This window comes from Tepidiphilus thermophilus, from assembly GCF_001418245.1.
GTDB lineage: Bacteria > Pseudomonadota > Gammaproteobacteria > Burkholderiales > Rhodocyclaceae > Tepidiphilus > Tepidiphilus succinatimandens.
Genome location: NZ_LIPU01000002.1, coordinates 72,753 through 85,099, shown reverse-complemented (window position 1 = coordinate 85,099; position 12,347 = coordinate 72,753). Strand labels below are relative to the sequence as shown.

General features: G+C 66.8%; 12 protein-coding genes. 4 read left to right on the top strand and 8 right to left on the bottom strand.

Translation table 11 applies throughout. The features are described 5' to 3' along the window. Positions 1–13: 13 nt before the first annotated feature. The gene (locus ASC37_RS02160) at positions 14–226 is read right to left on the bottom strand and encodes a YgaP family membrane protein (protein ID WP_055422975.1); all 213 of its coding nucleotides are present in this window, start codon (positions 224–226) and stop codon (positions 14–16) included. Between the two features lie 89 nt (positions 227–315). Between ASC37_RS02160 and rmuC the strand changes: the two genes are divergently transcribed. After that, positions 316–1,788 carry a DNA recombination protein RmuC gene (rmuC, locus tag ASC37_RS02155; RefSeq protein WP_055422805.1) on the top strand — a complete coding sequence of 491 codons (1,473 nt, stop codon included), beginning with the start codon at positions 316–318 and terminating at the stop codon, positions 1,786–1,788. Positions 1,789–1,839: 51 nt separating this feature from the next. On the opposite strand, the gene ASC37_RS02150 is transcribed toward rmuC, so the two are convergent. Both ASC37_RS02150 and ASC37_RS02145 read right to left on the bottom strand, forming a co-directional pair. After that, positions 1,840–3,588 carry a cation acetate symporter gene (locus ASC37_RS02150; RefSeq protein WP_055422804.1) on the bottom strand — a complete coding sequence of 583 codons (1,749 nt, stop codon included), beginning with the start codon at positions 3,586–3,588 and terminating at the stop codon, positions 1,840–1,842. Next, positions 3,585–3,893, bottom strand: a complete 309-nt coding sequence (locus ASC37_RS02145) for a DUF485 domain-containing protein (protein WP_055422803.1) — start codon at positions 3,891–3,893, stop codon at positions 3,585–3,587. Before ASC37_RS02145 ends, ASC37_RS02150 begins: the two co-directional genes overlap by 4 nt. 172 nt (positions 3,894–4,065) lie before the next feature. Here ASC37_RS02145 and ASC37_RS02140 point away from each other — a divergent pair, with 172 nt between their 5' ends. Continuing rightward, complete coding sequence (locus tag ASC37_RS02140; protein WP_055422802.1) at positions 4,066–5,718, top strand: fatty acid--CoA ligase; 1,653 nt, start codon at positions 4,066–4,068, stop codon at positions 5,716–5,718. Here ASC37_RS02140 and mnmH read toward each other — a convergent pair. Then, positions 5,715–6,830 (bottom strand): tRNA 2-selenouridine(34) synthase MnmH, encoded by a 1,116-nt coding sequence (gene mnmH, locus ASC37_RS02135; RefSeq protein WP_072247890.1) that lies wholly within the window; start codon positions 6,828–6,830, stop codon positions 5,715–5,717. The genes ASC37_RS02140 and mnmH overlap by 4 nt on opposite strands. A 22-nt stretch (positions 6,831–6,852) precedes the next feature. On the opposite strand from mnmH, the gene selD reads away from it, so the two are divergent. Then, a complete protein-coding gene (gene selD / locus ASC37_RS02130) occupies positions 6,853–7,935 on the top strand; it encodes a selenide, water dikinase SelD (protein WP_055422973.1) in 1,083 nt (360 codons plus the stop codon). A gap of 7 nt (positions 7,936–7,942) precedes the next feature. On the opposite strand, the gene ASC37_RS02125 is transcribed toward selD, so the two are convergent. Continuing rightward, positions 7,943–8,629 carry an arylesterase gene (locus tag ASC37_RS02125; RefSeq protein WP_082438342.1) on the bottom strand — a complete coding sequence of 229 codons (687 nt, stop codon included), beginning with the start codon at positions 8,627–8,629 and terminating at the stop codon, positions 7,943–7,945. On the opposite strand from ASC37_RS02125, the gene ASC37_RS02120 reads away from it, so the two are divergent. Further along, on the top strand, positions 8,628–9,326 hold the full coding sequence (locus tag ASC37_RS02120; protein WP_055422800.1) for an ABC transporter ATP-binding protein: 699 nt from the start codon (positions 8,628–8,630) through the stop codon (positions 9,324–9,326). The two genes, ASC37_RS02125 and ASC37_RS02120, sit on opposite strands and share 2 nt — an antisense overlap. On the opposite strand, the gene ASC37_RS02115 is transcribed toward ASC37_RS02120, so the two are convergent. Genes ASC37_RS02115 through ASC37_RS02105 form a run of 3 tightly spaced genes read right to left on the bottom strand, consistent with a single transcriptional unit; the run spans position 9,320 to position 12,274 of the window. Next, entirely contained in the window at positions 9,320–10,228 is a 909-nt protein-coding gene (locus tag ASC37_RS02115; protein WP_055422799.1) for a DMT family transporter, read from the bottom strand. The genes ASC37_RS02120 and ASC37_RS02115 overlap by 7 nt on opposite strands. A 28-nt stretch (positions 10,229–10,256) precedes the next feature. After that, positions 10,257–11,432 carry an FAD-dependent oxidoreductase gene (locus ASC37_RS02110; RefSeq protein WP_055422798.1) on the bottom strand — a complete coding sequence of 392 codons (1,176 nt, stop codon included), beginning with the start codon at positions 11,430–11,432 and terminating at the stop codon, positions 10,257–10,259. Continuing rightward, positions 11,429–12,274 (bottom strand): squalene/phytoene synthase family protein, encoded by an 846-nt coding sequence (locus tag ASC37_RS02105; RefSeq protein WP_055422797.1) that lies wholly within the window; start codon positions 12,272–12,274, stop codon positions 11,429–11,431. Before ASC37_RS02105 ends, ASC37_RS02110 begins: the two co-directional genes overlap by 4 nt. Between the last annotated feature and the right edge of the window lie 73 nt (positions 12,275–12,347).

Genomic DNA, 12,347 nt, shown 5'->3' with positions numbered 1-12,347 from the left:
ATGTCTCCTCAACTCAGGAGGCCTGACCGGAGCCGGATTCCTTCTTCTGGCAAGTGTTGACGCCGATCAGGGTATACAGCGGGCACCAGTTGAGCAGCCCCGTAGCCAGCGGCAGCACGCCGATCCACGTCCACGGCGTACCGATACCCATCAAAGCGAGGACGATCAGCACCACCCCGACGACGATGCGCGCGATTTTATCGATGCCGCCGACGTTTCGTTTCATTTCCATCTCGCTTCTCCTGTGCTTCCTGTGCTTCCAGTAAACCCGCGTATCATCATAGATCACTTCGGCGGATTTTGGAGTTTCCGGTCATGGATTTTTTGCTACTCATCGTGCTGGCCACAGCCGTCGGCGCTGCTTTGTCCTTCTTGGGGGCGCGTCTGGCGCTCTCGGCCCAGCGGGCGAGTTTCGAGCGCGAGCTCGCTCAGCGCCAGGAGGCCGAGCTGCGCCTGCAGAGCGAATTGCGCCAGCGCATCGAAGCGATCGAAGGAGAGCGCCGCGCGCTGCACGAGGAGGTGGCGCAGCTGCGCGGCGAGCTCGCGCATCGCGCCGGGCTCGAAGAGCGGCTCGCCGAGGCCAAGCAGCGCCTTGCGGAGGTACAGGACCGCTGGCAGCAGACCCTGGAAGAAAACCGGAGTCTGGCCGAACGGCAGGCGGCTCTGGCCCAGGAGCTGGAAGCCGAGCGCCGGGCGGCAGCAGAGAAACTGCGCTTGCTCGAAGACGCGCGCCAGCAGCTCAGCGAGCAGTTCAAGAATCTGGCCAACGACATCCTCGAGGAGAAATCCCGGCGCTTCAGCGAGCAGAACCAGAACGAATTGGGTGCCTTGCTCGAACCGCTCAAGCTGCGTCTGACCGAATTCCAGCGCAAGGTGGAAGAGGCCTACGTCACCGAAGGAAAGGATCGCACCGCGCTCGCCGAGCAGGTGCGACAGCTCATGGCGCTCAACCAAACCCTGAGCCGTGAAGCGCGGCAGCTCACCGAAGCCCTCAAGGGCTCGAGCAAGACCCAAGGCACCTGGGGAGAGCTCGTGCTCGAGCGGGTGCTCGAAGCTTCGGGGCTGCGCCGCGGCGAAGAGTACGAGGTGCAGGTCGCCCACACCGACGGCGAAGGGCGGCGCCTGCAACCCGACGTCGTCATTCGCCTGCCCGAGGGGCGCCACCTCGTCATCGACGCCAAGGTCTCGCTCAACGCCTACGAAGCCTACGTCGCCGCCGAGAGCGACGGCGAGCGTCAAGGCGCGCTCAAGCGCCATCTCGACTCGGTGCGCACCCACATGAAAGGGCTGTCGCAGAAGCGCTACGAGCAGCTCTATGGGGTCTCCTCGCTCGACTTCGTGCTGCTCTTCGTGCCGATCGAACCGGCCTTCATGCTCGCCGTCACGCACGACAAAGAGCTCTTCATGGACGCCTGGCAGCGCAACGTGCTGCTGGTGAGCCCCTCGACCCTGCTCTTCGTCGTGCGTACGGTCGCGCATCTGTGGCGCCAGGAGCAGCAGAATCGCAATGCCCAGGAGATCGCCAAACGCGGCGCCGAGCTCTACGACAAACTCGCCGGCTTCGTCACCGACTTGCAAGCGCTCGGGCAGCGCCTGGAGCAGGCACGCAGCGAGTACGACAAAGCGATGGGAAAGCTCGTCGCCGGCAGGGGAAACCTGCTGCACCGGGCCGAGTCGCTCAAGGCTCTGGGAGTCAAGCCAGGGAAGAATCTACCGCTCGGCCTGCTCGGCGAGGATCCCGAAGCAGACGGCCCATTGGCGGAGACGGCGGAGGAGCCGAGGAGGTAGAAAAACCCCCGGACGGGGCCGGGGGTGAAAGGGATTGCCTTGTAGGGACGATCAGTGGTCTGAAGCCGCCGCCGCGCCGAAGCCGGTCTCGGAGCGCACGCGCTGGGCCGCGTAGGCCGCGCGCTCTTTCTTCGCCTGTTCGCTCTGGTCGAGCACCGAGAAGAGCCAGGTGCCGAGGAAACCGGCCAGCATGGAGAAGAGCGCCGGCGAGGTGTAGGGGAACCAGGCCGAACCCTTGGGATTGCCGAGCACGTCTTCCCACACCGCCGGCGAGACCACGGTGAGCCCGACCGAGGCGATCAGGCCGAGGAAGCCGCCGATCACCGCGCCGCGCGTGGTGCAGTCTTTCCACAGCACCGACAGCAGCAGCACCGGGAAGTTGGCCGAAGCCGCCACCGCGAAGGCGAGCGACACCATGAAGGCGACGTTCTGCTTCTCGAAGGCGATGCCGAGCAGCACGGCCACCACGCCCAGGCACAGGGTGGCGATACGCGAGACGCGCAGCTCCGAGGCCGAATCCGCCTTGCCCTCCTTGAAGAGGGTGGCGTAGAGGTCGTGCGACACGGCCGAGGCGCCCGACAGGGTGAGTCCCGCCACCACTGCGAGGATGGTAGCGAAGGCCACCGCCGACATGAAGCCGAGGAAAATGTTGCCGCCCAGGGCGTTGGCGAGGTGGATCGCCGCCATGTTGCTACCGCCCTTGAGCGCGCCCTTGGCGTCGAGGAAGCTTGGATCGGTGAGCACGAAGATGATCGCGCCAAAGCCGATGATGAAGGTGAGGATGTAGAAGTAGCCGATCCAGGTGGTGGCCCAGAGCACGGATTTGCGCGCCTGCTTGGCATCCGGCACCGTGAAGAAACGCATGAGGATGTGCGGCAGGCCGGCCGTGCCGAACATCAGCGCCATGCCGAAGGAGATCGCCGAGATCGGGTCCTTGATGAAGTTGCCCGGTCCCATGATCGATCGCCCGACGTTTTGCGCCACCTCCATCACGTCCTTGCCCTGCTCGGCCGCCTTGGCGACCACCTTGGGATCATTGAGCGCCAGGTTGGTCTTGATCTCCACCGCCTTGGCGAACATCGCCTCCACGTTGAAGCCGAAGTGGAAGAGCACGGCGAAGGCCATGAAGGAAGCGCCGGCGAGCAGCAGGCACGCCTTGATGATCTGCACCCAGGTGGTGGCGGTCATGCCGCCGAAGAGCACATAGACCATCATCAGCACGCCGACGATCACCACGGCCATCCAGTAGTCCAGGCCGAAGAGCAGTTTGATGAGCTGCCCGGCGCCGACCATCTGCGCGATGAGGTAGAAGGCCACGACCACCAGGGTACCGGCGGCGGCGAAGGTGCGGATCGGCCCCTGCCGGAAGCGGTAGCCCGCCACGTCGGCGAAGGTGAAACGACCGAGGTTGCGCAGCCGCTCGGCGAGCAGGAAGGTGATGATCGGCCAGCCGACCAGGAAACCGATCGAGTAGATCAGCCCGTCGTAGCCGTTGGCCATGATGGCCGCCGAGATGCCGAGGAAGGAGGCCGCGGACATGTAGTCGCCGGCGATCGCCAGTCCGTTCTGGAACCCGGTGACGCCGCCTCCGGCGGTGTAGAAAGCCGCCGCCGTCTTCGTACGCGCCGCCGCCCACTTCGTGATCCACAGCGTCAGACCGACGAAGATCAGGAACATGATGATCGCGGTCCAGTTCGTCTCCTGCTTGACGGTCTGCCCCAGGTCGCCACCGGCCGCGAAGGCAACCCCAGTGGCTGCGAGCAGCGTCAGCGCGCCGCACAGTTTCGTCGCCGTTCTCATTTGCGCACCTCCTTGAGGATCTCTTCGGTCAGGGCGTCGAACTCGGTGTTGGCGCGGCGCACATAGATACCGGTGATGATGATGGCAAAGAGGATGACACCGACGCCGATGGGGATACCAAGGGTGGTGACGCCGGTGCCGATGGGCTTGGCGAGGAACTCCTTGTCGAAGGCGATCAGCGCGATGTAGCCGTAGTAGACGATCAGCATGAGGATCGTCAGGATCCAGCCGAAACGCCCGCGCTCCTGCACGAGGCGCTGGTACTTCGGATTCGCCCGAATCCGCTCGTAGATGTCGTTTTGCATGGTGTTCTCCTCCTAAGCGTTTGCAGGGGTCTGCAGATCGTAGGCTAGAGGGGAAGCCTTACAAAATGCTTACGCGTGCAAAAATAAAAATTATTTGATAATCTCGCGCCAAGAACGCGGCGGTGAGATGTCACCGCCCTTCAAGTATTTTTTCCTTGGAGAGGACCGAACCATGGACGCCACATCACGCACCGAGCGGACTCCCTCTGCCTATCCCTATCCCTTGCTGATACGGCACATGCTCGAACGGGCGGTATCCGATCACCCTGCCTCCCTGATCGTCTATGGCCAGACATGCCATTCGTACCGGCAATTGCGCGAACGGGTCGGACGGCTGGCCGATGCCCTTGCCGCACTCGGGGTGGGGCGAGGGAGCACCGTCGGGGTCATGGACTGGGATACGAACCGCTATCTCGAATGCTTCTACGCCGTGCCGATGATGGGTGCGGTGCTGCACATGGTCAACGTGCGCCTTTCGCCGGAGCAGATCGTCTATACGATCAACCACGCCGCCGACGACATCCTGCTCGTCAATGTCGAGTTCTTGCCGCTGCTAGAGCGTATCGCCGGGCAATTGCGCACCGTCAGGGCAGTCGTGCTGCTCGACGACGAAGGAAAGGCTCGCGAGGCAGATTTGCAGGGCTTGCGCTGCGCCGGGGAGTATGAGGCGCTGCTCTCGGCGGCTTCGCCGGATTACCTCTTTCCCGAGCTCGACGAAGATACCCGTGCCACCACTTTCTATACCACCGGCACTACGGGCCTGCCCAAAGGGGTGTTTTTCAGCCACCGCCAGCTGGTGCTGCACACGATCGCCTGCCAGCTCGCGCTGGGCGCTGCGGCGCACTGTCGTCTCGACAAACGGGACGTCTATATGCCCATCACGCCCATGTTTCACGTCCACGCCTGGGGCATGCCGTACGTGGCGACGAATCTCGGTCTGAAGCAGGTCTATCCTGGCCGCTACGTGCCGGAGCGCCTCCTGAAGTTGCGTACCGAGCATGGCGTGACGTTTTCGCATTGCGTGCCTACCATCTTGCAGATGCTGCTGATGAGTCCGGCATCGGCCACGACCGATCTGTCCGGCTGGAAAGTGATCATCGGCGGTTCGGCCCTGCCAGCTGCATTGGCCAAGTCCGCCTTGGAGCGCGGCATCGACGTCGTCACCGGCTATGGCATGTCCGAGACCTGCCCCATCCTGACCGTGGCCTTCCTCGATGAAGACATGCTGTCGTGGGACCTGGAAGCCCAAGCCCGGCAACGGGCCAAGACGGGACGGCCGATCCCCTTGGTGCAGCTGCGCATCGTCGATGGGGCGATGAACGAACTGCCGCACGATGGCAAGAGTGCCGGGGAAGTGGTGGTGCGCGCGCCCTGGCTCACCCAGGGCTACCTGCACGATCCCGAGGGCTCCGAGCGCCTGTGGCGCGGCGGATGGCTGCACACGGGAGACATCGGCGTGATCGACCCCGACGGCTTCCTGCGCATTACCGACCGGCTCAAGGACGTGATCAAATCGGGCGGGGAATGGATCAGTTCGCTCGAGATCGAAGGGCACATCCTTCGGGTGCCGGGGGTGGCCGAAGTGGCGGTGATCGGCGTACCCGACGAGCGCTGGGGGGAGCGCCCCTTGGCCTTTGTCGTGCCGTCCCGACCGGGGGCGGTGAGTTCCGAAGAAATCCTCCAGGCGCTGCGGCGCGCCGCCGAGGCAGGGGAAATCTCGCGCTATGCCGTGCCCGATCGCATCGTCTTCCTCGAGGAAATCCCGAAAACCAGCGTGGGCAAGATCAACAAGCGGGCCCTGCGCGAGCGCTACGGCGCCGCTTAAGGAGGGCGGGCCGAGGCGGCGGCCGAAGACGGTCGGGGAAGGAGTTCGGAAGCCGATCCCCACGCCTCGATCTCCCCGCAGGCGGCCTCCAGCGCGGCGGTGTCCAGCCCCGTGAGCCGTACCCGGGGCGCCTGTACGAGCTCCGGATGGCGGGCGAGCGAGCGGCGGTAGAGGGGATCGTAGTGCCGGGCAATGAGCTCGGCAAAGAGCGTTGCCAGATCGCGGCGAAGGGCGAGTTCCTGCCAGCGGCGCAAGGTCTCGTTCGGGACGAAGCCTTTGAAGCGCTCGAGCCGCCGCGCGAGCGCTGCGGGCTCGTCGCCCAGCCAGCCATAGTCTTCGAGCAGGAGCTGCAGGCGGCACTCCTGGGGCGTATCGAGCACGATCATGGGGGCGAGCCGCATTGCTTCGTGGAGTACCTCGGGCAGCTGCACCAGGCCGATGCGCTTGCTCTCGGCTTCGACGAAGACGGGCCGGAAAGGGTCGAAGCGGCGCAGCGCCGCGACGAGCGCCGTATCGAAGGCTTTTTGTGTGGGCTGGGCTTCGCCCCCCGGCCAGGCGCCGAGGATGGAGCCGCGATGACGCGCCAAGGCTTCGAGGTCGAGCACCTGATGGCCGCGGAGCTCGAGCGCCTGCAGCACGCGCGTCTTGCCCGAGCCGGTGGGGCCGGCGATGACGCGCCAAGAAAAGTGCGCCGGCAGCTCGGCGAGCCGCTCCAGCACCCAGCGGCGATAAGTCTTGTAGCCGCCCGCCAGCTGCGCCGCCGACCAGCCGATCATACGCAGCCAGGTGACGAAGGCGCCGCTGCGCTGCCCGCCGCGCCAGCAGTAGACGAGGGGGCGCCATGAAGGGGGGTACTGCTGCAGGCGTTCCTGCAGGTGGCGCGCGAGATTCTTGGCCACCCAGGCGGCCCCGAGCCGGCGCGCCTCGAACGCCGAGCGCTGTTTGTAAATGGTGCCGATGATGCGCCGTTCGGTGTCGTCGAGCACTGGCAGGTTGATCGCGCCGGGGATGTGGTCTTCGAGAAACTCGGCGGGCGAGCGTGCGTCGATGATCGCGTCGAATTCGTCCATCCGTTCGAGCGGTACAATCCGGTCTTTGTCTTTGGCAGCCATGGATCTCGAGGAGGTCAAATATATGGAACGAGGAACAAGCACTTCGGCGCACGGCATCCGGCTCACCGAATGGGCCCACGGCGGCGGTTGCGGCTGCAAGATCGCGCCGGCGGTGCTGCAGCGCCTGCTCGGTTCGCTGCCTCCCGGGTTGTGTCCGCCAGAGCTGCTCGTGGGTACCGAGGCGAGCGACGATGCGGCAGTCTACCGCCTGCGCGAGGATTTGGCGATCGTCGCCACCACCGATTTCTTCACCCCCGTGGTCGACGACCCCTACGATTTCGGCCGCATCGCCGCCACCAATGCGCTCTCCGACGTCTACGCCATGGGCGGGCGGCCGATTTTGGCGCTGGCCCTCGTCGGCATGCCGGTCGGCAAGCTGCCCGAGGAGGCGATCACCCGCATCCTGGAGGGCGGCGCGGGCGTGTGCCGTGAGGCGGGCATCCCGCTCGCCGGAGGGCATTCGATCGACACGGTCGAACCGATCTACGGCTTGGTGGCATTGGGCGTGGTGCATCCCGAGCAGGTGAAGACGAACGGCGGAGCGCGCCCGGGCGACGTCCTCATTCTCAGCAAGCCGCTTGGCATCGGCATCCTCTCGGCGGCGCTCAAGCAGGGGCGGCTCTCCGGCAGCGAATACGCCGAGATGCGGCTGTGGACGATGACGCTCAACCGCGCCGGGCGGGCGCTCGCCAGTCGCGAAGCGGTGCACGCCATGACCGACGTCACCGGCTTCGGCCTGGCGGGGCACCTCCTGGAAGTCTGCCGTGCGAGCGGCGTGGCGGCGGTGCTCGACCGGGAGGCGATCCCCGTGCTCGCCAGTGCGCGGCGATATGCCGAAGAGGGCGTGGCCACCGGGGCCTCCAAGCGCAACTGGGCGAGTTACGGCGAGGAGGTCGATCTGTCGGCGCTCACTGAAGACGAAGCGGAGGCGGCGCTGTGGCGCACCCTCCTCACGGACCCACAAACGAGCGGGGGGCTCTTGATCGCCTGCGCGCCAGAAGCGGCCGAAGGGGTGATGGCCGAGATCCGGGCGCACCAGGCGCTGGGCGGCTGGAAGATCGGCGAGATCGTCGAGTCGCCCGTGCCGCGGGTCGTGCTGCGCTGAAGGGCTTTCAGCGCCCGGAGGCGGCGCCGCGTTTGCGCACCGCTTCCAGCGCCGAGGCGATCGCCGGCCACACCGTCTGGGACAGCTTGGGCACGGCCTCCAGCACCGGGTGCAGCCCGTCTTCCTGGAACGCATCAGGGTCGAGCGCGATCGCTTCGAGCAGGAAGGGGACGAAATGCACGGGGTAACGGGCTGCGAGGCGCGGATAGACCGCATCGAACTCGGCAGTGTAATCGGGCCCCAGATTGGGGGGCAGTCTCATGCCCACGAGCACGACTTCGCAGCCGGACTGTTTGGCCATGAGGATCATGCGCTCGAGATTGGTCTCCATCGCTTTCGGCGGCAGGCCGCGCAGGCCATCGTTGGCGCCCAGGGCGAGCACGACGACATCGGGTCGGTGCCGTTCGAGCAGCCTCGGCAGGCGGGAGGCTCCCCCGGCCGTGGTCTCCCCCGAGACGCTGGCGTCGATGACGCGGTGTGCTCCAGGTTCGAGCGCATCGAGCTGGCGCTGCAGCAGGTAGGGCCAGCCGCTTTGCGGCGGTAGCCCATAGCCCGCGGAGAGACTGTCGCCGAAGACGAGAATCGTGGCTGCGCTGGCCGGTAAAGCCGTTGCGAGCAGGGCAAACGCGAGGAAGAGCAACGCGGGAATGGATCGACCACCCTTTGGGTGGAAACGCGGAGGAAGGATCGACATGGGCAATGAGACTCCGGGAAAAAACGTCACCCCCATATTGTGCGCCGAGAAACTGCGCAAGGTCGTTTTACGCCGCGGCGAGGAGCCGCTCGTGATCCTCGACCAAATCGATCTTGCCGTTTTGCAGGGCGAAGCGGTGGCCATCGTCGGGGCCTCCGGCTCGGGGAAATCGACCTTGCTCGGTTTGCTCGCCGGCTTGGATATCCCCAGCGAGGGGGCGGTGCTTCTGGATGGAACGCCGCTCTTTGCTCTGGACGAAGATGGACGCGCGGCCCTGCGCGGCCGCACGATCGGTTTCGTCTTCCAGAATTTCCAGCTTTTGCCCACCCTCTCCGCCCTGGAAAACGTCATGCTCCCGCTGGAGTTGAACGGCGTGCCCGCGGCCGCGGAGCGGGCCCGTCAGTGGCTCGAACGGGTGGGATTGTCCCACCGCTTGCACCATTATCCCCGTACGCTCTCCGGCGGCGAGCAGCAGCGCGTGGCGCTGGCGCGCGCTTTCGTCACTTCGCCCAAGGTGATCCTGGCCGACGAGCCTACCGGCAACCTCGACACCGCCACCGGCGAGGCGGTGATCGAGCTGATGTTTGCCTTGCGGGAGCGCGAAGGCACCACGCTCGTGCTCGTCACGCACGATGTCTCGCTGGCCAGGCGCTGCGACCGTATCTTGAAGATGCATGCGGGGCGACTCGTTCAGTGAGGGGTGTGCGCTTCGGCGCGCGTGAGCTCCGCCGCTTCCCGGCCCTGTTCCCTCGTCTGGGCCCAGAGGATGCCGGCAAGGAGGATCGCCGCTCCGAGCCACTGGCGCGGAGTCATCGTCTCGCCCAACCACAGGGCGCCTGCCAGCGCGGCGAAGACGCTCTCGAGCGAGAGGATCAGCACGGCGTGCATGGGTCGCACCGTGCGCAGCGCCTGGATCTGCAAGGTGAAGGCCACGGCGCTCGAGAGCACTCCGGCCCACAGCAGCGGCAGCCAGGTATGGGCGAGCGACTCCAGCTTCGGTTGTTCCCACAGCAGGGTGCATAGGCCCGAGAGCACGGCGGCCACGGCGAACTGGCCGGCAGAGAATCCGACGGTCGGCAAGTGCCGCCCGTAATGGCTCAGGGCGATCACGTGCGCCGACCAGAAGATCGCGCCGACGAGCTCGAGGAGGTCGCCGCGATGCACCTCCAGATTCCCCTGCACCGACAGAAAGTAGAGGCCGGCGACGCAGGCGGCCAGGCCGGGCCAGAAGGCTGCCGGCGGTCGCACGCCGCGCAGCCATCCGAGCAAAGGAACGAAGACGATGTAGCTCGCCGTAATGAAAGCGGCATTGGCGGCGGTCGTCTCGGTCAGGCCGATCTGCTGGAAGGCGAATCCCGCGAAGAGCAGCGTCCCCGTCACGATCGAGGCGCGTAGCCAGCGCTTCAGAGAGACTCCACGGCGCTGGCGCTCGAGGGCCCACCACAGCGGCAGCAGCGCCACCGCTGCCAGGGCGAAACGGGCGGCGTTGAAGGCGAAAGGCTCCATCGTCGCCATTGCCTGGCGCTGCGCGACGAAGGTGCTACCCCAGATGGCGGCGACGAGCAGGAGCAGGAAGTGGTCGCGGGAGAAACGCGGCATGGAGGAATCCGGAACCGAAAACCCGATTCTATCCTGCCGCCGTTGCCGGACGCAGGATCGCCCCGGCCGTGCGCCAGCCGCTGGCCGCCGCCGATTCCGCCCCCGGCAGGGTCGGTTCCGGCGCCATCCAGCCACCGGCGAGCCAAAGGCCAGGGAAAGGGTGCAGGGGCGGGGGAGAAGGTGCAGGCAACGGAAAGCGCTCGTCGCACCATGGCGCCGCGAGCGTTTCTTCGCCCAAAGGGAGGAGCCGCTCCGGCCCGGGGGGAGCGAGACAGGCCAATGCGGTGCGGCCACCGCCCGCCGGCGCTTGCCAAGCATCGGCTTCGGGGGTGAAGCACCATCCGTGCGTGGTATGGGGGGTGATCGCGCTCCAGAGCCGGATCTCCGGCCAATTCGAAAGCCGTGCGACCAGCGCTTCGAGCCCGGCGATTCCCCGGAGCAGGGACGCTGCGTCCCGGGGCGGAACGGCGAGCACGACGTGATCGAAATGGCGGACGTCGGTCTGCGGCAGGCGCCATCCGCCTTCCGCCGGCTCCAGGGACTGCACCGGCGCGGCGATCGCCACCTCGCCGCCGCGTCGCCCCAGCGCGCGGGCAAGCGGCACGGCAAACCATTCGACGAAGGAATCCGGCAGGCGGAACCACTGGCGGTGCGCCCGTGCGCCCAGCGCGGCGGCGAGAAGACGGGCGAAGCGGGGCAGAGGGGTCTCTTCGGCCGGAGCAAGGCACAGAAGGCGGCACAGGGGGCGCCACAAGAGGTGCAGCGCCGCTTCGTCGCCCCACGGCAATGCCGTCTGGGCGAGCGGTAGGTCGGGTAGGGCGCTCCCGCCATGCCGGCCGGCGCGCAGCAGCCGCCGCAAGGCGCGGCTGGTCGCGCGTCGTTCCCTGCTAGAGAGCGTTCCTTCCGGCTCGCCCCATACTTCCAGACCGCTCCAGCGCGTGCGCAGGGTGAGCGATCCGGCACCCACCACCGTCCATCCTGGCGTCGACGTTTTCAGGTGGCGCGGCGACAGGCCCAGGCGGCGGGCGCAGGCAAAAAGGTGTGGGCTCGCCCCCCACAGGGGCAAAATTTCCGCGCTCAGACAGGAGATGCCCGTGCCCAGCCTTGGCGAGCGCTCGAATACCGCCACCCGGACTCCGGCTTCCGCCAGCCGCAGGGCGCACACCAACCCCGCCACCCCGGCGCCGACGACCGCCACCCTCATCGGCCGGGTTTCCTCCGCCAGCCGCGCCAGGTCAGCCACAGCTGCCGCAGCGGCGGCAGTTCGAGACGACGATCGAGCAGGCGGTAATCAATCTCCTCGGCTTCGGCGAGCAGGGCTTCGGTCACCGTGCGGCGCGCCATCAGGGGACGCAGTGCCTGGCGCATCTGGGCGGTGGCCGCCTCGTCGGCGGCCCGGAAGTGGTGCCGCACCCGCTCGGCCTGGGCCCGCATCAGCGCCGCGAAGGCTTCGCTCCAGCGCCCTTCGAGGATCTGCGCGGCGGGCACGCCGTGGCGCTGCAGCTGATCCACCGGCAATAGGATGCGCCCGGTGCGTGCGTCCGCCCCAACGCCCAGCAGCAGCTCGGCAAGCGCGAGCCCCATGCCCAATTCCTGCGCCGCCTGCTGGGCCTCACGCTCCAAGCCTCCCAGGGCGCGCACCGTCAGCAGCGCCGGCACCGCCCCCAAGCGATAGGTCAATTGCTGCAGCTCGGCGCTGGAAGCACAGCGCATCGTCGCCGCCCGCAGACGCGCCGCGAGCACCAGTTCGTCGAAGAAAGCCCGTTCCCAGGGGAGATCCGCCAGCACGAGGCGCAACGCCCGCGTAATGGGGTGGGTCGGCGTTCCAGAGAAGGCGGCTGCGACTTCGTTCGCCCACCAGGAAAGGGTGGTGAGCGCTACTTCAGGCTCGCGGCAGGAACGCACGGCGTCTTCCAGCGCGTCGATGAGCGCATAGAGCACGAAGAGCGCCTCCTGCCTCGGGCCACGCAGCAGCAGAAGGCTGTAGTAGCGGGCATCGGGACGGCGCTCGAGACGCTCGCGGCAATGGTCGATGTCTGGACTCATCCTCGGACCTGACGGAAACCCTGAAGGGCGGCGGGTTTGCCATCCTGCGCTTTGCAGTAAGATCGGGGCAAAC

What these genes read in the sequence shown, in the direction of transcription:
- ASC37_RS02145 (WP_055422803.1), bottom strand. Translation starts at nt 3,893, where the DNA reads ATGCAAAACGACATCTACGAGCGGATTCGGGCGAATCCGAAGTACCAG.
- ASC37_RS02120 (WP_055422800.1), top strand. Translation starts at nt 8,628, where the DNA reads ATGGGCAATGAGACTCCGGGAAAAAACGTCACCCCCATATTGTGCGCC.
- ASC37_RS02105 (WP_055422797.1), bottom strand. Translation starts at nt 12,274, where the DNA reads ATGAGTCCAGACATCGACCATTGCCGCGAGCGTCTCGAGCGCCGTCCC.
- rmuC (WP_055422805.1), top strand. Translation starts at nt 316, where the DNA reads ATGGATTTTTTGCTACTCATCGTGCTGGCCACAGCCGTCGGCGCTGCT.
- ASC37_RS02150 (WP_055422804.1), bottom strand. Translation starts at nt 3,588, where the DNA reads ATGAGAACGGCGACGAAACTGTGCGGCGCGCTGACGCTGCTCGCAGCC.
- ASC37_RS02160 (WP_055422975.1), bottom strand. Translation starts at nt 226, where the DNA reads ATGAAACGAAACGTCGGCGGCATCGATAAAATCGCGCGCATCGTCGTC.
- ASC37_RS02115 (WP_055422799.1), bottom strand. Translation starts at nt 10,228, where the DNA reads ATGCCGCGTTTCTCCCGCGACCACTTCCTGCTCCTGCTCGTCGCCGCC.
- ASC37_RS02125 (WP_082438342.1), bottom strand. Translation starts at nt 8,629, where the DNA reads ATGTCGATCCTTCCTCCGCGTTTCCACCCAAAGGGTGGTCGATCCATT.
- mnmH (WP_072247890.1), bottom strand. Translation starts at nt 6,830, where the DNA reads ATGGCTGCCAAAGACAAAGACCGGATTGTACCGCTCGAACGGATGGAC.
- ASC37_RS02140 (WP_055422802.1), top strand. Translation starts at nt 4,066, where the DNA reads ATGGACGCCACATCACGCACCGAGCGGACTCCCTCTGCCTATCCCTAT.
- ASC37_RS02110 (WP_055422798.1), bottom strand. Translation starts at nt 11,432, where the DNA reads ATGAGGGTGGCGGTCGTCGGCGCCGGGGTGGCGGGGTTGGTGTGCGCC.
- selD (WP_055422973.1), top strand. Translation starts at nt 6,853, where the DNA reads ATGGAACGAGGAACAAGCACTTCGGCGCACGGCATCCGGCTCACCGAA.